Below are 26,599 nucleotides of genomic sequence, written 5' to 3' on the forward strand. Positions count from 1 at the left end.
GCCTAGCATAGGGTTTTATAATGCATTCTAAGAATTTGCGGCATAGCACTCTGACTATCTTCTTCAGTTTTTACGAAATTAAAAACTTCTTCTTTATAATCTTTTCAAGTAAATATAATTGATTTTGACACTTCGTGTATTCTTGTAACTAAAGAAACATTATATTAAATGTATAGGTAATTATCCAGAATAATTTCGGGGCTTAAGATGTATGGTAATAATTAAATATCAGATAATATAAAAGTTACTAATTTATAGTATAATGTTTTTAAAATGTAAGCAAACATGAATACTTTATATAAACATAAGAGGTGGTAAGATGGAGGAATATAAAATACTTATAGTAGAAGATGAAAAGCAAATGGCAATGTTTATTGAAATGGAACTTGGACATGAAGGATACAAAGTTGATGTAGTATATGACGGAAGAGAAGGATTGCAAAAAGTAAAGAATAAAGAGTATGATTTAATTCTTCTTGATGTTATGTTACCAGGATTAAATGGAATTGAAGTTTGTATAGAAATTAGGCGATTTTCTTGTGTGCCTATTATAATGCTAACTGCTAAAAGTGATGTATCTGACAAAGTTTTAGGGCTCGATGTTGGAGCTAGTGATTATTTAACAAAACCTTTTGCAATAGAAGAATTATTGGCAAGAATACGGGTACACATAAGAGAGAAAGTATTAAAAAATAAACTTGATGAAATAAAAGTAAAGGATATTGTTATGAATAATAAAACGCATCAAGTATGGAGAGCTGGTAAAGAAATTGAGCTCACAAAGAAAGAATATAATATTCTGGAGGTGCTACTAATAAATAAAAATATTGTACTTACCAGAGAGCAGTTGATTGAGAGTGTATGGGGTTATGACTATGTAGGCGATACCAATGTAGTAGATGTGTTTATAAGATATTTACGCAGTAAGATTGACGATGGCTTTGAAGATAAGTTGATAACTACAATAAGAGGTGTGGGTTATGTTATTAAAGCCAATTAATTATTTTTTGAAGATTATTAAGAGTGCAAAGATCTCTGTAAAACTTACAATAGTATATGCTTTTATGTTCTCTTTAGTATTACTTATTTTAAATGCCTCAATTTTATTTGGAGTAAAGTATTACTTCTACAATCAGTCAAATAAGCAAATAGATGATGTTAAAACAATGATACTAAATAAAGTTACATCACGGAATGAGCATACGAATTTATCCGATAAAGAGCTTATTTCGGATGTTCCATCTAAAGAAAATGTACATATAAGAATACTTCAGGAAGATGGAAAAATACTAAACATATCTAATGGATTTAATTATACTATTAAAGTAGAAGAACCTTATGATAGAATACAACGCTTAGAAGAAGAAGAGAAACATTTAGTTTTTAAAAATATTAAAATTGAAAGTAAAGGTTATGGCACTGCATATCTTCAAATAGTAAAAGATATGCACAATGAGTATGGCTTCATGAAAATATTATTTGTGATTATGGCTATAGCTGATTTTATTGGAATTATTGCTTCAATTATAGTAGGATATATGGTAAGTAAAAAGATGTTAAAACCTATTGATTATATAACTAAAACTGCTGAAAGTATAAGCATTAATAACTTAAAAGAAAGAATAGAAGTAAATGGCCCTGATGATGAACTTAAAAGGCTTGGAAACACATTTAATAATATGATAGATAGACTTCAAAAGTTCTTTGACAGACAGGTTCAGTTTGTATCAGATGCATCTCATGAGCTTAGAACTCCTATTGCAGTTATTCAAGGATATGCTAATTTATTAGATAGATGGGGAAAAGACGATAAAGAAGCTTTGGAAAAATCAATTCATGCAATCAAATTAGAGGCTACCAATATGTCTAATTTAGTTGAAAAGTTATTATTTCTTGCAAGGGGTGACAGTGGTACGCAGTTAATAGAAAAAAAGGAATTTCGGCTTAATGAACTTGTTGATGATGTAGTAAGAGAAAGTAAGTTAATATCACCCAATCATATAATATCAAGTGACAAAAATGATACTGTGAGCATTATTGCAGACTATAAAATGTTAAAGCAAATGTTAAGAATATTTATTGAGAATAGTATTAAATTTGCACCAGAGCAGAGCGTGATAGATATAAGTTCAGAAATTCAGGGGAATAAAGTAAAAATAACTGTAAGTGATATGGGGATCGGTATACCGAAAAATGAAATTGAGAGAATATTTGACAGGTTTTATATTGTTGATAAATCCAGATCTAAAGAAAAGGGTGGAACAGGACTTGGATTATCTATAGCAAAGTGGATTGTTGATATACATAATGGAGCTATAGAAGTTGAAAGCGAGGAAGCAAAGTATACAAAAATAGTTGTTATATTGAATTTAGATAAATAAAGAAAGAGGATAAGGTGAAAGAAAAGATTTCTTTCATCTTATTATTTTTGTGATACTTACTTAAATTTTAAAATATAGAGCAATTTTTTAAGATAAATCTAAGAGTTTTTTAATGTGATTTTAATCTTAAGTGTTCATAATGTATAACATAATGAGAAAAGATTATTTAGAGACAATTAAGTTTATTGTGTCTAATCATGTATTTATAAGAAATTTTAATAACGAAGGGAGAAAAATATGAGCATTATAGGAACTTTAATTAATGTAATATTACATCTTGATAAATATTTAAATGTAATAATACAAAATTATGGGATGTGGACATATGCCCTTATATTTCTAATTATATTTTGTGAAACTGGGTTAGTTGTTACTCCATTTCTGCCAGGAGATTCTATTTTATTTGCAACAGGAGCACTTGCTTCTATTGGGTCACTTAAAATATTCCCATTATTTATTGTAGTCTATCTATCTGCTGTAATGGGTGATATTGTTAATTATCATATAGGACAGAAAATTGGAACTAACATTTTAGAGAAGAAAGATGTGAAATATATAAATAAGGAATATCTTAAGAAAGCAAATAGTTTTTATGAAAAACATGGTTCTATGACTATAGTAGTAGGAAGATTTATACCTGTAATAAGAACCTTTGTACCATTTGTTGCTGGAATAGGAGAAATGAGTTATTCAAAGTTTATTGCCTATAACATGCTAGGGGGGGTCTTGTGGGTTACATTGTTTTTAGGGGGAGGATACTTCCTTGGAGAACTACCTTTTATAAAACAACATTTTTCCTATATATTAATTGCTATCATAATAATATCTATAATCCCAGGAATAGTTGCATTTATTAAAGGAAAAAGAGATGGAGGTAATAACGAATATGAATGTGGAGATTTTTAGATTAATAAATAATTTAGCAGGTAAAAATACAGTTTTGGATAAGATAATGATTTTCTTTTCAAAAGATGTACCCTATATATTTATGGCAGTTATTGCATTAGTATTTATTTTAGGTGTTATTAAAAAGAATGAGGAGTATAGAAAAGTTTCTGTAAATACTTTCGTTATTACAGTAATTAATTTAGTCTTAAGTTTTATCATTGGAAGCATATATTATGTGGATAGACCTTTTGTTCATAATAAGGTAAATTTATTAATATCTCACTCAGCAGATGCATCGTTTCCAAGCGACCATGCTACAGGAACAATGAGTATAGCTTTAGGCTTAGGAAAATACAATAGAGTACTTGGAATGATAATGACAATACTATCAATAATTGTAGGATTTTCAAGGGTGTATGTAGGAAATCATTATCCTTCAGATGTTATTGGTGCATATATTATGGTATTTGTTACAAACTATTTATACAATTTAGTATTAAAAAATAAAATTGAAGAAGTTTATACAAAAGTTGAAAAGTTGATAATTAGTAAAGTAAGATTTTATAAGAATACAGATGAAAATATATTAAATAACTAATGAGATAGCCCCTTTTCATATGCTAACAAGTTTATCAAAGGTAGATGTTGGAGGGATTTATAAATTGCAGTCTATAACAGAACTTCTTAATCATTACGGATATATAGTTTTATTAGAGATTTATCGCATATTACCTAAAATGCAACAATAGCTTACAAATTATAAACATAACGTAAATAAAGACACAATATTTTTATAAGACGAAATAACATCTATATTATTTTTAACAACATAATTTGCTCTCAGATTATTGAATAACCCTATGCCTAGCATAGGGTTTTATAATGCCTTCTAAGAATTTATGCCATAGCACTCTGGCTATCTTTTTCATATCGGGTGTTTTTTTGTGAACATATATTATATATTCTACATTTATTAAAATAAATATAATATTTTTTTGTATAAATAAACAAACACTTGGCAAGAATTTAATAGGAAAACTATGTAATAGTTATTTTTAGTATTTATTATTTATTAAGTAGGGTGGTGTTACGGTTGAGAGTTGGTATCCCTAAAGGTCTTTTGTTTTGTAGATATCATAATTTCTATATAAACTTTTTTCAGGGACTTGGATTGGAGGTAGTACTATCTCCTGATACAAACAAAAATATTTTAAATGAAGGAGTTAAATACTCTGTGGATGAGGCATGTCTTCCAATCAAGATATTTCATGGTCACTGCGCTTATCTTAAAGATAAATGTGATTTTATATTTATACCTAGGATAATGAAGCTTTATGAAAATGAATATATATGTCCTAAATTTTGTGGCCTTGTGGAAATGATTGAAAATAGCATACCAGGTATGCCGCAGATAATTTCAGAGCCTATATATGCGGATAGTTTAAATAATTTAAAGAAGTGGTCCTATAAGGTAGGACTTAAATTTACTAAAAATATTTTAAAGATAAATGAGGCTTTCAATAGGGCTCTAAAAGAACAGGAAAAATATATAGGGGGATTAAATGATAAGGAATTTAAAATAAAAGTGGCATTAATAGGTCATCCTTATAATTTATATGATAGTTATATTAACATGAACCTTGTAGAAAAGTTAAACAATTTAGGAATAGGAGTTATCACAGAGGAACATATAGGTGATTCTTATATAAATAAGGAAGCAGAAAAGTTATTTAAAAAGCCCTTTTGGACCTTTGCAAGAAATTCCTATGGTTTTGGGTCGTATATTTGTAAAAATAAATTAGCTGATGGAATAATATATGCATCTTCCTTTGCCTGTGGCATAGATTCGGTAGTAGTTGATCTTATAAAACATAGAATAGAAAAATTTCCGTTTTTAGAACTTAAAATAGACGAGCAAACAGGCGAAGCTGGTTTTGTTACAAGGCTAGAAGCATTTACAGATATGCTCAAGAGAAGGAAGGTAGAAGCTGTATGAAGGTGACTTTTCCTCAACTTGGTAATACATACTTTGCTGTAAAAGCTATATTTGATGATTTAGAAATAGAGTATATATTGCCTCCTGTAAGCAATAAAACTTGCCTTGAAATGGGTTCTAAAATTTCTCCTGAAGAAATGTGTTTTCCGTTTAAAATAATGATAGGAGCATATATACAAAGTATTGAAGAGGGAGCAGATACTATAATTTTACCTGGAAGCTGTGGACCTTGTAGATATGGCGAGTATTGTGAATTGCAAATAAATATATTAAAAAAGCTAGGATATAACGTTAACTTTATAGTAATAGATGCTCCAAAAAGTATAGGAAAAGATGAATTTTTAAATAGAGTATCAAAAATAGGGCAGTACTCTAAAAAATCAAAAACTGAAAAGATATCAGCAGTTTTAAAAGGATATAAAATTATAAATTTAATAGATGATATAGAAAGAAAAGCAAGACTTCTTTCTGGATATGAAATAAATAAGGGAGAAGTTAAAAATCTTTTAAGAAAATGCAAGAGAGATGCATTAAATACCTTAGGTACTAAGGAAATGATTAATTTACTCATAAAGTATAAGAAGAAATTAGATAATATAAAATTAGATAAATATAGAAATCCTATTAAGATAGCTATAATTGGAGAAATATATACTATACTTGAGCCATTTTCAAATCAATATATTGAAGATAAGCTTATGGATATGGGAGTATCAACTCAAAAGAGTTTAACACCAAGTTGGTGGGTTAAAAATACGGTGTTATCTCCACTTAAGTTAAATTCGCTAGATATAAGAAGAGCATCTAAAAAATATCTTTCTTTATATATAGGGGGACATGGTAGAGAGTGTGTTGGAGAAGCAGTACTTGCACATAAGAAAGGCTTTGATGGTGCAATTCAAATACTTCCTATGGGATGTATGCCAGAGATTGTATCAAAGTCAATACTTCCTACCATATCTAAGGAGAAAAATTTCCCTATAATGACGCTGGTAGTAGATGAAATGACAGGGGAAGCAGGGTTTGATACTAGAGTAGAGGCCTTTGTTGATTTGTTAGAAAGGAGAAAAGATAAAAATGTATTATATGGGTATTGATGTAGGGTCAGTAAGTACAGATATAGTTTTATTAGATGAAGAAAGTAATATAGTTGATGGATTATATTTAAGAACCAAAGGAAGACCTATACAGGTAATTCAAGATGGATTTAAAATACTTAGAGAAAAGTATAAAGATGAAGATATAAAATCTGTAGGAACTACAGGCAGTGGAAGAAAAATTTCAGGATTTTTAGTAGGAGCAGATGCGGTTAAAAATGAAATAACAGCTCATGCAGTGGCGGCGCTGGAATTAGATTCTGAAGTAAAGACTATAATTGAAATAGGTGGCCAGGATTCTAAGATAATAATACTTAGAGATGGAATAGTTACAGATTTTGCAATGAATACGGTGTGTGCAGCAGGTACAGGTTCCTTTTTAGACAGGCAAGCAGAAAGGCTTGGAGTTCCTATAGAAAACTTTGGTCAAATGGCGCTTAAGTCTAAAAATCCTGTGCGTATTGCTGGAAGATGTGCGGTGTTTGCAGAATCCGATATGATACATAAACAGCAAGTAGGACATAAACAGGAGGATATAATAAGAGGACTTTGTGAAGCACTAGTTAGAAATTATTTAACTAATGTGGGTAAGGGAAAAGAAATTAAGAATAAAATATTTTTTCAAGGCGGCGTTGCAGCAAATGAAGGCATGAAAAAAGTTTTTGAAGAAGCCTTAGGTGTCAATGTATATGTTCCAAAACACTATGGACTTATGGGTGCTATTGGAGTAGCACTTTTAAGCAAAGAAAGAGTAAAGGCTCAGGGATACACTAATTTTAAAGGCTTTAATGTTTCTGAAAGTGTATTTAGATCCGAAAGTTTTGAATGTACAGGTTGCCCTAACAGATGTGAAATAGTAAGTATAAAAAGTGATGATGTAATTATAGGTAATTTAGGAGATAGGTGTGGAAAGTGGAGCAGTGTTAATTCACAAATCACCGTTTCAGGTTAAAAATTTAGAAGCTGGTATGGTATCATATCAGCTTCTTTTTTAAATTAAATTTAAAAGTAAAAATAATTTTAAATCTAAGAATAAGTAGGATGATTTTATCATAAAATTCAAAAAGAAATACAATTTGTGACATTGATGTCAGTTTTATGTTATTGCAAAGAAATATATGAAAGAAGGGGGAGCGATTGCAAATGGATTGGAGAGAACTTTATAATACTAAATTAGTTTCTGCAAAAGAGGCTGTAAGTAAAATTAAGTCAAGAGACAAAGTAGTGATTGGACATGCTATATCAGAACCATCTACAATTGTAGATGCCATGGTGGAAAACAAAGAAAATTATGAAAATGTTGAAATTATTCATATGTTACCTATGGGTAAAACGGAATATGTAGAGCCTGGCATGGAAAAATATTTTACGCACAATGCCTTATTTGTGGGTGCTAAAACTAGAGATGCAGTATCTTCGGGAAGAGCAGATTATACTCCATGCTATTTTCATGAAATACCTAAGTTATTTAAAAAAGGATATATTCCTGTAGATGTAGCCTTAATTCAAGTGACTTCTCCAGATGAGCATGGATATTGTAGTCTCGGAGTTTCCAGCGATTATATAAAGCCCGCGGCAGAATGTGCAAAGCTTGTAATTGCTGAAGTAAATGAACAGCTTCCAAGAACCCTGGGTAACTGCTTTGTGCATGTTTCAGATATAGATTATATAGTTGAAGCATCTCACCCTTTAATAGAATTAAAGCCTCCTAAAATAACTGACATTGAGAGAGCTATAGGAGAAAATTGTGCATCACTTATAGAAGACGGAGCAACACTTCAGCTAGGAATTGGTGCTATTCCGGATGCAGTACTTTTATTTTTAAAGGATAAAAAGGATCTTGGGATACATTCAGAAATGATATCTGATGGAGTGGTAGAACTGGTGGAAGCAGGAGTTATAACAAATAAGAAAAAAAGTCTTCATCCAGGAAAGATTATTGTAACCTTCCTTATGGGGACAAAAAGGCTTTATAATTTTATAGATAATAATCCAATGGTTGAATTGCATCCTGTAGATTATGTTAATAATCCATGTGTAATTATGAAAAATAATAATATGATATCTATAAATTCTTGTGTGCAAGTTGATTTAACTGGACAAGTTGCTTCGGAAAGTGTGGGAATTACACAAATAAGTGGAGTTGGAGGACAAGTAGACTTTGTAAGAGGAACTAACATGAGTAAAAATGGTAAATCTATAATGGCGTTACCTTCAACAACATCAAAGGGAACAATATCAAAGATAGTACCGTTTCTTGATGAAGGTGCCGCCGTAACCACATCAAGAAATGATGTTGATTATATAGTAACTGAATACGGTATAGCAAAACTAAAGGGAAAAACATTAAGGGATAGAGCACGAGAACTTATTAACATTGCACATCCAAGTTTTAGATTAAGCTTAATGGAGGAATTTGAAAAGAGATTTAAAACAAAATTTTAAAAACACCCCAGGGGTAGAACCATATAATGGAATCAGCCCTGGGGTGTTGCTTTTTTATCCGTTTACAATTTCTCCTCCATTTACATGGATGATTTCTCCAGTTATAAAAGAAGCATCATCTGAGGCCAAAAATACATAGGCTGGAGCAAGTTCCACAGGCTGGCCTGGTCTTCCAAAGGAAGTATCTGAACCAAATTGTTTTACCTTATTGGTATCAAAAGAAGAAGGTATAAGTGGAGTCCAAATAGGACCTGGTGCTACAGCATTTACTCTTATTCCTCTAGATGCCAGTGAGATAGCCATAGAGCGGGTAAAAGTAACTATAGCTCCCTTACTTGATGAATAATCTATAAGGAGCTCATGTCCCTTATAGGCTGTAATAGAAGCTGTATTTATTATAGAAGATCCTCTCTTCATGTGAGCAAGAGCTTCACGAGTTAAATAAAACATAGAAAATATATTAGTTTTAAAAGTTTCTTCAAGCTGAGCATCTGTGATATTTTCTATGGTATTTTGAACATATTGAACTGCAGCATTATTTATTAAAATGTCTAATCCTCCAAGTTCTGTTACGGTTTGCGTTATTGCAGACTTGCAAAATGCGGAATCTTTAATGTCACCAGGAATAAGTATGCAGCGTCTTCCATATTTTATAACAGCTTCTTTAGTTTCCTCAGCATCTTGATGTTCATTAAAATAAACTATTGAAATATCTGATCCTTCCTTGGCGTAGGAAATAGTTACAGCTCTCCCTATTCCGCTATCTCCACCGGTTATAAGAGTTACTTTGTTTTGGAGCTTTTTTGAGCCCTTGTAATTAGGATTATCATAAATTGGTTTTGGATTCATATTTTTTTCAATTCCAGGATGTATATTTTGATGCTGGGGTGGAATTTGTTTTGGAAAACTTTGTATGACATTTTGAATATCATCCATATTAATGTACCTCCGTATGGTTTCTATTATTTATCTTATTAAGATATATTACCTATTTATTATTTAAAATACTTCTTTGAAATATTCCTAAATAAGTAGTGTAAATTTTTGCATATGTTTAATTTATACGGGAAGAATAAATTAAAATGAAGATTATATTAATTTTGATAAATTATAACTAAAGGAAAGCAGAGAATATGGATATTAGCAATAAGATAACAGAAAACCAATATAGGTCAATCGTAGAAAGTTCTATGGTAGCTATAGGAATATTAACCTTGTCTAGGCTAGTAAGTAAAAATGCATATCAAGATGGCTGGATATCTGTAATCCTTGGGGGAATATATCCTATAATTGTGGTGCTATCAGCATCCTTCATTGATAGAAAAATGAATGGATGTAGTTTTGAAAATATAAATAATAAGGTATATGGAAAGCTTTTATCCAAAATAATATTAATAGCTTTCTCTATGAGATTTATTTTTTCTCAAGCCACTGTTATTGCTGGATTTACCAATGTAGCAAAAGTAGTAATAGTTTCATTTATGTCACCTTATCTAATAATATTTATTGTATTTTTAATAACTTTATATACAGCTATAAATGGTCTTACACTAGTCGGAAGGCTATGTGAATTAGTATCTTATTTATTAATAGTACTGATAATTATGATGATTGCATTTTCATTTGGAGGAAATATAATAAATGTCAGACCATTCTTTTCCTCGATTAAGAATATAATTTCAGCTGTACCAAATAGCTTATATTCATATACGGGAATAGAATTAAGCTATATAGTTATATCTTTTATAACTAATAAAAATAATACCAAAAAGGCAGGTTTACAGGGAGTTTTATTTATTATATTTACATATGCATCAAATGTATTTGTAATTATTTACTGCTTAGGATGGGAAATAACTTCAAAGAATTCATATCCTATTTTGTATTTAGCAGCTACTTTAGAAATACCCATAATTGAGAATCTAAGAACTATATTAATGATAATATGGACTTTTATTATATTTAGAATTCTTGTTTGTTATTTATTTGGTGCAGGATATTGTTTATCAAAGGCTTTTAACATGAAATATAAAGCAAGTGTGATAATTACTTTAATTCTATCATCAATTGGAAGCTTATTTATGTTACCTGAATACAACAGAGTAGATATTTTAGACAAGGTTACTCCATATGCAACGGCATTTGGAATCTTGTGGGGAGTAATAACTTCCATAATCATTGTAATTAAAAATAAAAAAGCATCTAATAATTCGTATAAAAAGGAGGATTAATTAATGATTGAGCTTAAATCCAACTTAAATACTAATGTAGATATAATTTCATCTAATATTCCGTTAAATTTCAATTTTATAAAAAGAGAGTTAGTTATTAAAAACGAAGTATCGTGTGTTATTTTATATATAAGTAATCTTGTAAAACAAGAATATATAGAAAATAATATAATATCCCCTTTATTATTTCATGTACAATCACCAATAGATAATATTATAAACAAAGCAGAGTTTATAGCTAAAAAGTTTATTGTATCAGGTGAAATTAAAATAACAAAGGATGTAAGTCTTATAGCCAGCGAACTGATGCACGGAAAATGTGTTGTTATAATTGAAAATGAAGATAAAGCTATAATTTGTAATACAGTAGGTACTACGCATAGAGCTATTACAGAATCTCAAGTAGAAAAGGTAATAAAAGGTGGAAAAGAAGCCTTTATTGAAAGCTTAAATGTCAACATAGCTTTAATACAGCAAGGAATTAAAAATGAACACTTAAAAATTGATAAATATGTATTTGGTAAAGAAAATAAAGCAGATGCAGTTTTAATATATTTAGATAATGCTATTGATAAAGAAATTTTGCAAAGGATAAAAGATGAGTTAAGTTCTGTAAAAATGCCTCAAATTTTAGGACCAGGGGTTGTTACCCAAATTATAGAAGATTTCCCATATTCAATTTTCCCTCAATCAAAATCTACTGAAAAACCTACAAAGGCAGTTTCTGATATACTTCAGGGAAAAGCAGCATTAATGGTAGAAGGCTCACCATATGCAATGATAATGCCAGTTGTTTTTATGGAATTCTTTCAAGAAGTTGAGGATTATGGAAATAGAATGATTCTGGCAAATTTTGATAGAATTATAAGATTTTTAGCTTTGGTAATTATTTTAACTTTACCATCAATATATCTTATACTCCTCCAATATAATAGTGAGCTTACACCACTAAACTTGTCAAAGATAATAGTAAGATCTAGACTTGATAATCCTCTACCTGCATTTGTAGAAATACTTATGATGGAGATAGTAGTTGAAGTACTTAGAGAAGGAGGGTTAAGATTACCAACTCCTGTAGGTCAAACACTAAGTATAATAGGAGGTATTATACTTGGACAATCAGCTACTGCAGCTGGGATTGTAAGTCCTACAACTTTAGTGGTTATTGCTATTACAGTTATTTGTACATTTGTTATTCCCAATTATGATATGGTGCTTTCAATAAGGCTTTTGCGTTTTGGAATGCTTGCATTAACTAGCTTATTAGGAATATTAGGACTTTTATTAGGTATACAATTAATAGTAGTAAAACTAATGAAGATGGATTCCTTTGGAGTTCCCTATCTCTCACCTGTAGCTCCTTTAAGATTTAGAGGTTTAAAGGATACTTTAATTAGAAGTAAAATTGAAAATTTAAATAAGAGAGCAGTGGGATTTAAATTAAAGGAAAATAAAAAGGAATAGTAAGAGGTAAATTGTGAATAAAGAAATCAATAATAAAATAACGGGAAACCAATACATGGCAATTGTTCAAAGTTCTATGATTGCAATAGGAATATTAACGCTTGCTAGAGCTGCAACTAAGCATGCTTATCAAGATGCTTGGATAGCAGTAATTATTGGGGGAGTATATCCAATAATTGTAGTAGTACTGGCATCCTTCATTGATAAAAAAATGAATCATTATAACTTTTGGCAAATAAATAATGAAATATACGGCAAGTTCTTATCTTACATAATAATTATAATTTTTATTGCAGTATTTTCTTTTTCGCAGCTAAGTATAATATCCGCTTATACTAATCTAATTCATGGATTATTGGTGCCTTTTGCACCAACATATGTAATTTCAATTATTGTAATGTTACTAACTTTATATACTGCAATAAACGGACTTAATATAGTAGGACGATTATGTGAAATAGTATTTTATTTAGTAATAATTTTTATATTTGTAACACTGTCTCTTGCTTCTCAAGGAAATATTACAAATGTAAAGCCTTTTTTTAGTTCATTTAAAAATATATTATCTGCTTTACCTGATACTATATATTCATATGCAGGAGTAGAGCTTAGTTACGTAGCTATATCCTTTATAACTAATACAAAAAATACTAGCAAACCTGGAATTTATGGTGTGTTAACTGTTATAGTTTCATATACGGCAAATGTATTTATAACTATTTTCTGTTTAGGTTGGGAAATAGCATCTAAACATTTATATCCATCTTTATATGTAGCAGCTAGTGTAGAAATACCTTTAATTGAAAATGTTAGGACAATAATAATGCTTATATGGAGTTTTGTTATATTTAGAATTCTTCCATGTGAGTTATTTGCATCATCATTTTGCTTATCTAAAGCAACTAATATAAGTTATAAAAAAAGCTGTATTATTATAACAGCTCTATTAATACTACTAAGTTTTTTCCTATCGCCTGAGCCTAATAGGGCAAATGTTGTGGATAAAATTACTCCTTATTTAGCGATAGTAGGATTAGCTTGGGGAATTATAACCTCCATAATTATTTTACTTAAGAAAAAAGATTATAAGGAGGAGCTAAAATCATGAAAAGAGTTGTAAGATTATGTTTTATTATATTAATTAGCTTGATAACTTCTGGATGTTATGATAGATACCCACAAGAAAAGCTGGGAATAGTTGTAGGAATGGGATATGATTTAGAAAATGATGGGATAATGGCTATGTATAAAGATACCTCAGAAACATTTACATTTAGAGGACAACAGCAAATTCAGCATGAAGTAGTAACAGGACCAGGTAAATCTATATACAGTACTCGAGATAATCTTCAATCTAAGTTTAGTAGGAAGTGGATTATAGGAAGTGAATTAATGTATTTAGTAGGAAAGGAAAGAGCAGATTATGGAATTAATGATCTAATTGATTCAATGATGAGGGATGTTGATAGAAGAAGAGTAGCGTTAGTAGCTATTTGCAGGCAGCCAGCAGAACAATTATTTCAATTACAACCTAAGGGATATTCAACCATGGCAGAAGATATTTATGGTACTTTAAAATTTGCATGGCAAGAAAGTTTTTTTAGCAAGGATGTAAGCACTAGTGATGTTTTACAAATGTATCATCAAGAAGGAAGAGAAATAGTGCTTCCATATCTTGATATAGATAAAGATAGACCTAAAATAGCGGGGCTTGCTTTATTTGATGCTGATAAGATGATAACTACTGTAGATCTAGGAGAGGCAAAGCTTATAAATCTTCTAAGAAATAGTAAAACCAACGGACATTTAAGTGTTAACTTTCCAGGAAAAAACAATTATTATGAAGGATATTTTAAAACTAAAAGAAAAGTTAAGGTTTCTAAGGAGGGAGATAAATTAAAATATTCTATATATATAACACTTAGGGGAGATTTGAAAGTTAATACTATAATTAATAAAGTTATAACAAAAAAAGAAGTTAAGGAAATGGAGAAAAGCTTTGTTAAAAGCATAAAAAAAGATTTAGAAGAAGAAGCTAAAAAAATACAGCAAGAATATGGAGTTGACTGGCTGGATTTAACTAAATATGCAGTAGCTAAGTATGGTAGACTAAGTACTTATAGTAGCGATGAGATGTTTAAAAACGCCCAAATAGATGTAAATGTAAATGTGAAAATAGATTCTATAGGAGGAAAAGCTGAATAATTTATGCTATAATCTATTTGCTTAGACATATATATATTTGGAGGTTTTTAAAATGGCGGATAGAATAGAACTGCCTAGATACATAAAAATTGCAGTTGATGTAGCTTCGAGAATATACAAAGGTTCTTTAAAGGAAGAAAGTATTTTAAAGGGCAGGTCTATACTTGCAAGTGAGTATAACGTATCTCCTGAAACTATAAGGAGGTCTATGAAGCTTTTAGAGGATAAAAGGGTTGTGGAAGTAAGCAAGGGTATAGGAGTTATAGTAAAGTCACCTAAAAATGCTTTGCAGTTTATAGATAGCTTTAGAGAAAAAGAACACATAGGGGACTTAAGAAATAGCATGAAAGGCCTCATAGATAAAAGAGATGAAATAGAAAGGGAAATACAAGAAGTAAATTTAAAAATACTTGAATATTCTTATAGATATAAAGGTACAAATTTAGTAGAAATACTAGAGATTCAAGTACCAGTAGAGTCGAAGATAATAGGAAAAACTGTGGGAGAAGTACAGTTTTGGTACAATACTGCAGCAACTATAGTTGGAGTTAAAAGAGAAGATACAATACTTATTTCTCCAGGGCCATATCTAGTATTTACTCAAGGGGATATAATATTAGCAGTTGGAGATGAATGGGTAAGTGAAAGAATAAGAAAGTTTATAGAAAACTACGATAATTAGGAATGAGGGGCTAGATGATAGGGTTAAGTTTATATAATTAAGGTCTTATTCTATATGTATATAAGAAGATGGTTTATGAGTAAAAATTGACCAAATTTTACTTAGAAAGCTATCTTTTTTTTATTGACAAACTAACAACCCAATGATAGAATGAAGTTGTTGCATAAAACAACTTAATGATATATGAAAGTTGTTGCATAATAATGGAAGGAGGAAAATGTTATTTATGAAGATAGAAGTTAAAAATTTATATAAAGTATTTGGGAAAAATTCAAAAAAAGTTATTCCCCTTCTTGAAGAAGGTATGGATAAAGAAGAGATATTAAAAAAGACAGGTAACTCTGTAGGAGTTAACAATGCAAGTTTTCATGTCGATGAAGGTGAGTTTTTTGTAATTATGGGGCTGTCTGGAAGCGGTAAATCAACGCTTATAAGATGTTTGAATAGGCTTATAGAGCCAACCTCTGGAGAAATATTAATTGATGGACAAGATATTTTAAAATGTAATGAGGAAGAGCTGAGAGAAATTAGAAGAAAAAAAATGGCTATGGTATTCCAAAACTTTGGATTACTACCTCATAGAAACGTATGTAAAAATGTTGAATTTGGATTAGAAATACAGGGTGTAGATGAAAAGATACGAACTGAAGAGGCATATAAAGCATTGGAGCTTGTAGGGCTTAAGGGATATGAGGAAAAAATGCCTCATGAGCTTAGTGGTGGTATGCAGCAAAGAGTAGGGCTTGCAAGAGGACTTGCCACAGAGCCTGAGATACTTTTAATGGATGAAGCCTTTAGTGCACTAGATCCTTTAATAAGAAAGGATATGCAACAAGAAATGATAGAACTTCAATCTAAAATGAGAAAAACCATAATATTTATTACTCATGATTTAGATGAAGCCTTAAGGCTTGGTGATAGAATTGCAATAATGAAGGATGGAGTAATAGAGCAAATAGGAACTCCTGAGGATATCTTGGCTAATCCTGCAAGTGAATACGTAAGAAAGTTTACTCAAGATGTTGATAGAACGAAGGTTATGACAGCAGGAGCTATAATGCAAAGAACAAATGTGATTATATTATCAAAAGATGGCCCTAAGGCTGCAGCAAGGGCTATGGAAGAGCAAGGGATTTCGAGTATATATGTAACGGATAAAGATAGAACACTTCAAGGTATAGTAAAAATTGATGATGCAATTGAAAGCTATAAAAAAGGAGAAAAGGATATATCAAATATAATAATAAAAGAAGTAGCTATAACTTCTCCAGAAGCTTCAATAGCAGAGCTTCTTCCTATAGCAAAGGATATTTCATTTCCGATAGCTGTGGTAGATAAAGATAATAAGATGATGGGTATAATTAAAAGATCTACAATTATCGCAGGAATCATAGGAGAGGAGGAATATAGATAATGACATTTCATATAGGACCTTATTTTGAAGTCATCATTGAATGGTTAAAATCAAATTTAGGAGTTTTTTTTGATGCAATAAAGACAATAAGTGAGTTTTTAATAGATGGATTAGAAAATATACTAACTGCTCCGCCAGCTATAGTTATTATACTTTTAATAACTGCACTAGCATATTATATGGCTAATAAAAAAACAGCAGTATTTACTTTTTTAGGGCTTTTCTTTATAAATAGCATGGAGCTTTGGAATCAAACTATGAGTACTTTAGCTCTAGTTTTAGTATCTACACTATTAGCGCTTCTTATAGGCGTTCCACTTGGAATACTTTCAGCAAGATATGACAGGATGAATAAGATTATGAGGCCAGTTTTAGATTTCATGCAGACCATGCCGGCCTTTGTATATTTAATACCAGCAGTACTTTTCTTTGGTATGGGAAAAGTTCCTGGGGCAATAGCTACTGTAATCTTTTCTATGCCACCGGCTGTAAGACTTACAAACTTAGGAATAAGACAAGTACCAAAGGAAGTTATAGAAGCATCAAAGTCATTTGGATCAACTAGGAGTCAAATGCTTTATAAAGTTCAGCTCCCTATAGCGCTTCCTACAATACTTGCAGGAGTGAATCAAACCATAATGCTTTCCTTGTCTATGGTAGTTATATCAGCCATGATAGGAGCAGGTGGACTTGGAAGGGAAGTTCTAACAGGAATAACTCAGCTTAAAATAGGTATAGGTTTTGAAAGTGGACTTGCAGTGGTAATTCTTGCAATGATACTTGATAGGATAACTCAATCCCTTGGAAAAACTGCGTAATATTTTACGGTAATGTTCAACTTATATTATGAGATTTGCATTTAGAAAAGCTGTTCATGGCGCAAAGAAACTCTAATATTTCTCAATTTAGATCACCTAAATTTTCTAAACTCGCTATTGCTCAAACATTAGAAAATTCTTAACGGTGCTTTAAATTCAGAAATAAAGAGTTTCTAATGCTTGTTCAATGCTTTCTACAACGCAAATCTCATGCTATAGTAAATCAATTATCTATAAATTTAGAAGGAGTGAATGTAATGAAATTTAAAAATAAAGCACTGAAATCAATTGCGTTAATGTCGGTGGGATTAATAACTGCGGTATCGCTAGCTGCCTGTGGAGCTTCAAATAAAAGTAAGAGTGGAGATGCATCTAAAAAGGTAAAGCTTGGCTACGTAAACTGGGCAGAAGGTATAGCTATGACAAACCTTGCAAAGGTTGTGCTTGAAGAAAAAATGGGATATAAAGTAGAAATGACAGAGGCAGATCCAGGTGTAATATTTACATCCCTTGCGGAAGGAGATACAGATGCATTTTTGGATGGATGGCTTCCTGTTACTCATAAAAGCTATATGGATAAATATAAGGATAAGTTATTGGACTTAGGAATTAGTTTTAAAGGTGCTAAAATAGGACTTGTAGTACCTAAAGATACAGATATAAATAGTATTGAGGAACTTAAAGCTAATAAGGATAAATTTAATGGCAAGATAATAGGAATAGATGCTGGGGCGGGGATAATGGAAACTACTAAAAAAGCTGTTTCAGAGTATGGACTGGATATGGAGCTTATGGAGGGCAGCGAGCCAGCTATGCTTACAATGCTAAAAGATGCCATAGATAAGAAAAAACCTATAGTTATAACAGGATGGTCTCCACATTGGAAGTTTGCTAAATGGGATTTAAAATTCTTAGAAGATCCAAAGAACGTTTATGGTAAGGCGGAAGATATCCATAAACTCGCAAGACTTGGCTTAGATAAAGATATGCCAGAAGTTGCAGAGTTTTTAAAGAACTTCAAAATGGACGAAAAGCAGCTTGGAGATTTAATGGCAGCTATAGCAGATGGAAAAAAACCATCGGAAGCTGCAAAAGAATGGATGAACAATAATCAAGATGTAGTAAATTCATGGATACCAAAGAAATAGCATAAGATTATAAGATGATTATTATTAAAAATAGCAAGAGATACTGTTTTAAAAGTAGCTTAATGACAAGTAGTTTGATTGAAACTGCTTGTCATTTTATTTTTTGACATGAATTTATAATATTAAAAGACAATGAAAGAGATATCTTGTATTGTTTTTGTAATATTGGGATTATTATTAAAAAACTAATATACGAACAATTCCATGGTACAATAAAAATGAATAAAAATACAAAAATTAGGGGGAATATATCGTGAAACCCAAATTATTAAAAATGTATCAAAGAAGGGAGCTAACTGGAGAGAGAATTCTAAAGGATATAGTTGCAGGAATAATAGTTGCAATTGTAGCACTACCATTATCAGTAGCTCTTGGAATATCCTCTGGAGTGTCTCCAGAAAAAGGACTTATAACTGCAATTATGGCAGGGTTTTTCATTTCTTTTTTAGGTGGAAGTAGAGTTCAAATAGGTGGGCCCACAGGGGCATTTGTAGTAATTGTATATGGAATAATTGAAAAGCACGGAATAGAAGGACTTATTATAGCAACCATGATGGCAGGAGTAATATTAATCATTTTAGGACTTGCTAAAATGGGAAGCATAATAAAATTCATACCTCATCCTATAACCATAGGATTCACTTCAGGTATAGCAATTACACTGCTTTCTACACAATTTAAAGATTTCTTAGGACTTTCAATTGAAAATGTCCCAGCAGAATTTATTCCTAAATGGCAAGCCTATTTGCAGCATTTAAACACCATAGATATACCTACATTATTAGTAGGATTAGCTGCTTTAGCTATAATGATTTTATGGCCTAAAGTAAATAAGACAATACCAGGATCACTCATAGCACTTATAATTACAACTGCTTTAGTAAGCTTTTTCAATATTCAAGTTGACACTATAGGAAGTAGATACAGTAATATTTCTTCATCAATACCTATGCCTTCTATACATTTAGTTAGTTTTGATACTATTCAAGAACTCATAGGACCTGCATTTACTATAGCTATATTAGCTGCTATAGAATCATTACTTTCAGCAGTAGTAGCTGATGGTATGATAGGTGGGAAACATGATTCTAATATGGAACTTGTGGCTCAGGGAGTTGGGAATATTGTATCAGCACTATTTGGCGGAATACCTGCAACTGGTGCAATAGCTAGAACAGCCGCAAATGTAAGAAACGGAGGAAGAAGCCCTATATCAGGAATTGTACATGCTATAACTTTGCTTTTAATAATGCTTGTATTTATGCCCCTTGCGAAGCTTATACCAATGACAACATTAGCTGCAATACTTATTATTGTTTCTTATAATATGGGGGAATGGAAGTCTTTTTATTCCTTTATGAAAGCACCAAAAAGCGATATGGTGGTACTTCTTTTAACCTTTTTATTAACAGTTATATTTGACCTAGTAGTAGCAATTGAAATTGGAATGGTGCTTGCTATGTTTTTATTCATGAAGAGAATAGCAGATACTACAACTATAAAAACTTCTATATGCGAAAATTGCAGTGAAGAAGATGAAGTCATAGAAAACAGTAGTCATAATGATAAAATATTAATATATGAAATAAACGGACCGTTTTTCTTTGGAATAGTACATAAGTTTCTAGAAGTTATGAATGAAATAAATAAATCCTATGATGTGCTTATACTAGATATGAAAAATGCAACAAGCATTGATGCTACTGGGATGGATGCTTTAAAAAGATTATATGCAAGATGTGAAAAGCATGAAGTAAAGGTATTACTTGCAAATGTAAAGGAGCAACCATATAATGTTTTAGAGAACATGGGCTTTATAGAGTTAATTGGAGAAGAATGTGTATTTGAAAGTAGAGATGAAGCAATGGAGTTCGTAGCATAGCTACCGTTGTATCTATACAGATTACAAGTGTTTGTTATATTTATACGTAGTGTAATTTAAATTGAAAATATAATTTTACTGTAATATAATAAAAAAATAATATACTTAAAATAAGCTTTACTTTAAAGTAAAGCTTATTTTACTTCAAGGAGGAGCTTATACATATGGAAGGGGCTATAAAACTAGTTGAAAAAATTGATAGTTTTTTATGGAATTGGCCGCTATTAATTTTGCTCTTAGGAACTCATGTATTTTTAACCTTTAGATTAAAATTTATACAAAGGTATATGGGAAAGGCTATCAAGCTTTCGGTAACAAAAGATGATAATGCAAATGGAGATGTAAGTCAATTTAGTGCACTTACTACAGCACTTGCAGCTACCATAGGAACAGGAAACATAGTAGGCGTTGCTACAGCTATATCACTTGGAGGTCCTGGAGCTGTTTTTTGGACATGGATTACAGGAGTATTTGGAATATCTACTAAATATGCAGAAAGTTTACTTGCAACTAAATATAGAGTTAAAACTCAAGATGGTACAATGGCGGGAGGCCCCATGTATGTTTTAGAACATGGTATGAAAAAGAAATGGTTAGGTGTGATGTTTGCTATATTTACAAGTGTTGCTGCTATAGGAACAGGAGGAATGGTTCAATCAAATGCCATTTCTGCGATGATAAATGATACCTTTAAAGTGCCTTATGCTGTAACTGGAGTAATACTTGCAATACTTACAGCAGTTGTTATTCTTGGAGGGATAAAAAGTATTGCTAAGGTTTGTGAAGTATTTGTTCCTTTCATGGCAGGCTCATATATTTTAGGATGTTTAATAATACTTGCATTTGGCTATAAAACCATACCAAACTCTTTATATACCATAATAAGCTCTGCTTTTACAGGTCAAGCTGCAGTTGGAGGATTTGCAGGTTCTACAATAATGATGGCAATGAGGTTTGGAGTGTCTCGTGGACTTTTTTCTAACGAATCAGGACTTGGAAGTGCCCCTATAGTATCCGCTGCTGCACAGAGCAGAAATCCTGTAAGACAAGCTCTTGTAGCATGAACTGGAACATTTTGGGATACGGTAATTGTTTGTGCTATAACAGGACTAGTGCTTACAAATACAGGAGTATGGACCCAGGGACTTCAAGGGGGACAGCTTACAAAGGAGGCATTTGGAACCATACCAGTATTAGGGCCTATTGTACTTACTATAGGGCTTATAACATTTGCTTTTTCAACGATACTTGGATGGTCTTATTATGGAGAGAAGTCAATAGAATACCTATTTGGTAAAAAAGCTATTTTGCCATATAAATTACTTTGGATTATTATGATATATATAGGTTCAGTTTTTTCACTTGACGTTGTATGGAACTTTGCAGACTTAGCAAATGGACTCATGGCAATACCAAATTTAATTTCATTAATTGCCTTAAACAGTGTTATAGTAAGGGAGACAAAAAAGTATTTATGGGAAGATAACTTAGATAAAGAATCTAATGATGAAAAGATAGCGATGTAAAAAGTTATAAATAAAGCTTTGGTTTAAAGAATTGAGTCTAATAATTCTTTAATACCAAGCTTTATTTGTTTTAAAAAAGGTATTGTTGTATTATAATATAGCTAGGCTAGCATGATTTATAAAGGCCTTTAATCTTACTGTATGGTCTTATAAATTATGGAATGTAAATAAGTCATAATAAAATGGAGGAAAGCTAACAAATGCCTACAGATAAAAAGAATAAGGACAAGAAATTTGACGACAATAAAATGAAGTATATAATTTATTATGTCATTGCTGCAGCGATTGTAGTGTTTTTTATTAATGACTATATAATGAATACTCAGACAAAACATATTAAGTATACAACTTTTTTAAACATGATAGAGCAAAAACAGGTTAAGGAAGTAGAGTTTTCAAAAGATAAGATTATAGTATATCCTAATGAAAAATCAGGATATGAAGAAAAGCTTTTATATACAGGAAAGGTTGAAAATGATACTCAGCTTTTAGAAAAGTTAAATAAGGCTAGTATTCCTTATGATACCGTAATTCCAAAGCAAGATAATCCAATAAGAAACTTTATACTTAACTGGGTACTTCCTTTTATAATATTTATGTTTATAGGAAGATATTTATTTGGAATGCTTGATAAAAAAATGGGCAGTGGTGTTATGTCCTTTGGTAAAAATACAGCTAAGATTTACGCGGAAAATGAAACTGGTGTAACATTTAAGGATGTAGCAGGACAGGGAGAAGCAAAAGAATCTTTGGTTGAAATAGTTGATTTTTTACATAATCCTAAAAAGTATACTGAAATAGGAGCAAAGCTTCCTAAGGGGGCATTGCTGGTAGGGCCTCCGGGAACAGGTAAAACTCTTCTTGCTAAAGCAGTGGCAGGAGAAGCTAAAGTACCTTTCTTTTCTATATCGGGTTCTGGATTTGTAGAAATGTTTGTTGGTATGGGAGCTTCAAGAGTTAGAGATCTGTTTGAACAGGCTCAAGAAAAAGCTCCATGTATAATATTTATAGATGAGATAGATGCTATAGGTAAAAGTCGTGAAGGTAATATCAGTGGAAATGATGAAAGAGAGCAAACTTTAAATCAGCTGCTTGCAGAAATGGATGGATTTGATTCCTCTAAGGGAGTAGTAATACTTGCTGCAACCAATAGGCCAGAAGTACTTGATAAGGCTCTTTTAAGACCAGGTAGATTTGATAGAAGAGTAATTGTAGATAGACCTGACCTTAAGGGAAGAGAAGATATACTAAAGGTTCACTCTGTAGGAGTTAAGATGGATAAGGACGTGGACTTAAAGGCACTGGCAAAGTCAACTCCAGGAGCTGTAGGAGCAGATCTTGCTAATATAATAAATGAAGCAGCATTAAGGGCAGTAAAAAATAATAGGCAAGAAGTAATACAAGAGGATTTAGAAGAAGCAGTTGAAATAATAATTGCAGGAAAAGAAAAAAAGGATAGAATATTATCCCCACAAGAAAAGAGAGCAGTGGCATTTCATGAAGTAGGCCATGCACTAGTAGCAGCTCTTCTAACCCATACAGATCCAGTGCATAAAATAACTATTGTACCGAGAACTATGGGGGCACTTGGATATACTCTTCAAGTTCCTGCTAAGGAAAAGTATCTAAGTACAAAAGAAGAAATGCTTGACCAAATTTCTGTTATGCTTGGAGGAAGAGCAGCAGAAGAGGTTGAATTTAATACGATTTCTACAGGAGCATCAAATGATATAGAAAGAGCAACGGAAACAGCTAGAAACATGGTAACTATATATGGAATGAGTGAAAGATTTGATATGATGGGTTTAGAGTCTATGTCTAATAGATATTTAGATGGTAGAGCTGTTAAGAATTGTAGTGAAACAACTGCAGCTATTGTTGACGAGGAGACTTTAAAAATAATAAAAGATGCCCATAGTAAGTCAATAAATATACTTAAGGAAAATCAGGAATTGCTAAGAAAGGTTTCAGAAAGACTATTAGAAAAAGAAACAATTATGGGCAATGAATTTATGGCTATGGTAGAAGGGAAAGAAATAGGTGAAGATATAGAGGGTAAAGAGAGCGTAGAAAACGTGACAAGTTTAGAAGATAGCGATGAACATACACATAAGTTAATATAGTATTATAGAAAATTAGATAAGAAGTTAAAATTACTTGTTACCGGTTACTAAATTTAAACGGGGTGATATAAATATGGAAAGAGAAGAATTAGAGAGGGAATTAAAAGAAGAACTGCAGAAAGAATTAGACCTTGGTATGGAAAAAGAAAAGCTTAAAGAAACTATAAATATAATAAATCAGGAAATAAACAATTATATACAAAAGAGACATGAGATATCAGAATATATACTTGGATACAGAAAAGAAGTATTAGAAGAATATAAAGATGATGAAGATAAAATAATTGAGTACTTTGACCACGAAAGATTTGTAGCAGAAGAACAGTTCAAAGTTATAGATAGAAGACTAAAGGAGCTTGTTATACTGAAAACTAGTCCTTATTTTGGAAAGGTAAACTTTATTGAAGAAGAAATAGGACTAGAAGAAAGCATGTATATCGGAAGATTTGGTGTTATTCCTAAGGATGAATTTGAACCAATAGTTGTAGATTGGCGTGCACCAATATCTGCATTATTTTATGCGGGAAAAATAGGTGAAGTGTATTATACTTCTCCAGATGGTAAGATTAGAACTGAAGTTTTAAGCAAAAGGCAGTTTATTATAAAAAAGGCCCAGCTTCTTGGAATGTTTGATTCAGAAATAGATGTTAAAGACGATATACTTCAAATGGTATTAAGTAAAAACGCAGAATCAAAACTTAAAGATATAGTAATGACAATACAAGCAGAGCAGGATAATTTAATAAGGCAGCCAAAGGATAAAACTATAGTAGTTGATGGTGTAGCTGGAAGTGGTAAAACTACAATAGCACTTCACAGAATAGCTTATTTACTTTATAACTATAGGAAAACTTTGCAAGATAAGGTGTTGATATTAGGACCTAACAAAGTCTTTATGGAGTATATATCTACAGTACTTCCAAGTTTAGGAGAGGTAGGAGTTAGGCAAACTACCTTTAGAGACTTAGCTATGGAACTATCTGAAATAGAAAGTATAATGTCATTTAAGGATTATATGGAAAATGTATTAAGTGGAAATAAAGAATTTATAAATGAGATGCTTTATAAGAATTCTGATGAGTACATTGAAAGACTTAACCTATTAATAAATGATCTTGAAAATAATTATTTTGAGCTAAGAGATATTAGTATATATAATAAAATAATTATGAACAAGCAAGAACTTCAGGATTTATTCCAAAATCATTTTAAAGCTATGCCGTTATTTAAAAGAAATAAAAGAGCTAAGCGAATAATCTATACTAGAATAAATGAATTAAGAAATGATACCGTAAAAGCTATAGAAAAGAAATATAAGGATAAGATGAATGCTCTTTCTGAAGAAGCTTTAAATTTAGAAGGAAGCGAATTAGAATTTAAAAAGAAATTAGAAATAAGAGAGGCTATTGAAGAATCTATAAAGGTTAAACAAGATTTAAGATGGATAAATGGTGAAGAAGTAATTAGCATATACATGAGATTTAATGAAGAAAAAGCTTTAACATATGATGACTTAGCAGCAGTACTTTATTTAAAGATAAAACTAGAAGGATTTACAGCACCAGAAGAGATAAAACATGTGGTTATAGATGAAGCACAGGATTATAGCAAACTTCAATTTATGGTTATAAATGAATTAACTAAGTGTCAATCTTTAACTATAGTAGGGGACAGCAACCAAAGATTACTTCCTATAAAGGGAGAAGTGCCTATGTGTTCCATAGAAGAGTATTTATTAAATAAAAATGTTGAGCATTTTAAACTTGATAAGAGCTATCGTTCTACTAAAGAAATAATGGAATTTGCAAATAAGTATATTCATAATGAAAATATAGTGCCTTTAGTAAGAAGTGGTGAAAAGGTAGAGATAACTGAGTTTAACGAATATGAAGAATTAAAAGAAAAGCTTTTAGTCAATATAAATAAATTAAAAGAAAAAGGACATGAAAGCATAGCGGTCATATGTAGAGATCTAGAAGAAACCAATAATATTGGAGAGTTATTAAAAGATAAGATATATATAAAAATTATAGATAATGAGGAGATATTATATAATTCGGGAGAAGTTATAATACCTTCATACTTTGCTAAAGGGCTGGAGTTTGATGCAGTAATTGTTATAGACACTAATAAGGAAATGGAAAGTAAAGATAAAATGCTTTATGTAATGAGTACAAGAGCATTACATGAACTATATGTATATAAAAAAAATTGCTAGGAATTTATTCCTAGCAATTTTTTTATAACTAGCCTCTAAACTCTAATCTCTAAAGTTTAAAATCACAGGATATATTAATGA

At 31.0% G+C, this 26,599-nt stretch carries 21 protein-coding genes and 1 pseudogene; 21 read left to right on the top strand and 1 reads right to left on the bottom strand.

Features of this window, described 5'->3' with window-relative positions; all coding sequences use genetic code 11:
- The first annotated feature begins 319 nt into the window (after positions 1–319).
- From CRN98_RS07195 to CRN98_RS07230, 9 genes are all read left to right on the top strand, one after another.
- Entirely contained in the window at positions 320–1,000 is a 681-nt protein-coding gene (locus CRN98_RS07195) for a response regulator transcription factor (RefSeq protein ID WP_097026751.1), read from the top strand.
- 7 nt (positions 1,001–1,007) lie between these two features.
- The gene (locus tag CRN98_RS07200) at positions 1,008–2,381 is read left to right on the top strand and encodes a sensor histidine kinase (RefSeq protein ID WP_341455793.1); all 1,374 of its coding nucleotides are present in this window, start codon (positions 1,008–1,010) and stop codon (positions 2,379–2,381) included.
- Between the two features lie 237 nt (positions 2,382–2,618).
- Positions 2,619–3,287: a DedA family protein gene (locus tag CRN98_RS07205; RefSeq protein WP_097026752.1), complete on the top strand. Its 669-nt coding sequence runs from the start codon at positions 2,619–2,621 to the stop codon at positions 3,285–3,287.
- Positions 3,268–3,867, top strand: a complete 600-nt coding sequence (locus CRN98_RS07210; protein WP_097026753.1) for an undecaprenyl-diphosphatase — start codon at positions 3,268–3,270, stop codon at positions 3,865–3,867. Before CRN98_RS07205 ends, CRN98_RS07210 begins: the two co-directional genes overlap by 20 nt.
- A gap of 19 nt (positions 3,868–3,886) precedes the next feature.
- Positions 3,887–4,018, top strand: a complete 132-nt coding sequence (locus CRN98_RS18045) for a hypothetical protein (protein WP_278335416.1) — start codon at positions 3,887–3,889, stop codon at positions 4,016–4,018.
- Between the two features lie 344 nt (positions 4,019–4,362).
- Positions 4,363–5,265, top strand: coding sequence for an acyl-CoA dehydratase activase-related protein (locus tag CRN98_RS07215; protein ID WP_097026754.1), 903 nt, complete (start codon positions 4,363–4,365; stop codon positions 5,263–5,265).
- Complete coding sequence (locus CRN98_RS07220) at positions 5,262–6,362, top strand: acyl-CoA dehydratase activase-related protein (protein WP_097026755.1); 1,101 nt, start codon at positions 5,262–5,264, stop codon at positions 6,360–6,362. Before CRN98_RS07215 ends, CRN98_RS07220 begins: the two co-directional genes overlap by 4 nt.
- The gene (locus CRN98_RS07225; protein ID WP_097026756.1) at positions 6,343–7,314 is read left to right on the top strand and encodes an acyl-CoA dehydratase activase; all 972 of its coding nucleotides are present in this window, start codon (positions 6,343–6,345) and stop codon (positions 7,312–7,314) included. Before CRN98_RS07220 ends, CRN98_RS07225 begins: the two co-directional genes overlap by 20 nt.
- Positions 7,315–7,505: 191 nt before the next feature.
- Positions 7,506–8,807 (top strand): acetyl-CoA hydrolase/transferase family protein, encoded by a 1,302-nt coding sequence (locus CRN98_RS07230; protein ID WP_097026757.1) that lies wholly within the window; start codon positions 7,506–7,508, stop codon positions 8,805–8,807.
- Positions 8,808–8,861: 54 nt separating this feature from the next.
- Here CRN98_RS07230 and CRN98_RS07235 read toward each other — a convergent pair whose 3' ends face one another.
- The gene (locus tag CRN98_RS07235; RefSeq protein WP_097026758.1) at positions 8,862–9,743 is read right to left on the bottom strand and encodes an SDR family oxidoreductase; all 882 of its coding nucleotides are present in this window, start codon (positions 9,741–9,743) and stop codon (positions 8,862–8,864) included.
- Positions 9,744–9,940: 197 nt separating this feature from the next.
- On the opposite strand from CRN98_RS07235, the gene CRN98_RS07240 reads away from it, so the two are divergent.
- From CRN98_RS07240 to CRN98_RS07295, 12 genes and pseudogenes are all read left to right on the top strand, one after another.
- Entirely contained in the window at positions 9,941–11,038 is a 1,098-nt protein-coding gene (locus CRN98_RS07240; protein WP_097026759.1) for a GerAB/ArcD/ProY family transporter, read from the top strand.
- 3 nt (positions 11,039–11,041) lie between these two features.
- The gene (locus CRN98_RS07245; protein WP_097026760.1) at positions 11,042–12,502 is read left to right on the top strand and encodes a spore germination protein; all 1,461 of its coding nucleotides are present in this window, start codon (positions 11,042–11,044) and stop codon (positions 12,500–12,502) included.
- Between the two features lie 13 nt (positions 12,503–12,515).
- A complete protein-coding gene (locus CRN98_RS07250) occupies positions 12,516–13,610 on the top strand; it encodes a GerAB/ArcD/ProY family transporter (protein ID WP_097026761.1) in 1,095 nt (364 codons plus the stop codon).
- On the top strand, positions 13,607–14,707 hold the full coding sequence (locus CRN98_RS07255) for a Ger(x)C family spore germination protein (protein ID WP_097026762.1): 1,101 nt from the start codon (positions 13,607–13,609) through the stop codon (positions 14,705–14,707). Before CRN98_RS07250 ends, CRN98_RS07255 begins: the two co-directional genes overlap by 4 nt.
- A 52-nt stretch (positions 14,708–14,759) precedes the next feature.
- The gene (locus tag CRN98_RS07260) at positions 14,760–15,389 is read left to right on the top strand and encodes a GntR family transcriptional regulator (protein ID WP_097026763.1); all 630 of its coding nucleotides are present in this window, start codon (positions 14,760–14,762) and stop codon (positions 15,387–15,389) included.
- Positions 15,390–15,615: 226 nt separating this feature from the next.
- Entirely contained in the window at positions 15,616–16,803 is a 1,188-nt protein-coding gene (locus CRN98_RS07265; RefSeq protein WP_097026764.1) for a quaternary amine ABC transporter ATP-binding protein, read from the top strand.
- Positions 16,803–17,621: an ABC transporter permease gene (locus tag CRN98_RS07270; RefSeq protein ID WP_179632015.1), complete on the top strand. Its 819-nt coding sequence runs from the start codon at positions 16,803–16,805 to the stop codon at positions 17,619–17,621. The genes CRN98_RS07265 and CRN98_RS07270 overlap by 1 nt, the downstream gene beginning before the upstream one ends.
- 257 nt (positions 17,622–17,878) lie before the next feature.
- Positions 17,879–18,769: a glycine betaine ABC transporter substrate-binding protein gene (locus CRN98_RS07275; RefSeq protein ID WP_097026766.1), complete on the top strand. Its 891-nt coding sequence runs from the start codon at positions 17,879–17,881 to the stop codon at positions 18,767–18,769.
- Positions 18,770–19,022: 253 nt separating this feature from the next.
- A complete protein-coding gene (locus CRN98_RS07280; RefSeq protein ID WP_097026767.1) occupies positions 19,023–20,651 on the top strand; it encodes a SulP family inorganic anion transporter in 1,629 nt (542 codons plus the stop codon).
- Positions 20,652–20,815: 164 nt separating this feature from the next.
- Positions 20,816–22,177: pseudogene (locus tag CRN98_RS07285) on the top strand (alanine/glycine:cation symporter family protein).
- A 200-nt stretch (positions 22,178–22,377) separates the two neighbouring features.
- A complete protein-coding gene (gene ftsH, locus CRN98_RS07290; protein ID WP_097026768.1) occupies positions 22,378–24,300 on the top strand; it encodes an ATP-dependent zinc metalloprotease FtsH in 1,923 nt (640 codons plus the stop codon).
- Between the two features lie 73 nt (positions 24,301–24,373).
- Positions 24,374–26,518, top strand: coding sequence for a HelD family protein (locus CRN98_RS07295; protein ID WP_097026769.1), 2,145 nt, complete (start codon positions 24,374–24,376; stop codon positions 26,516–26,518).
- Positions 26,519–26,599: the final 81 nt, after the last annotated feature.

The sequence above is a fragment of the Clostridium peptidivorans genome (assembly GCF_900205925.1).
Lineage (GTDB): Bacteria > Bacillota > Clostridia > Clostridiales > Clostridiaceae > Clostridium_AK > Clostridium_AK peptidivorans.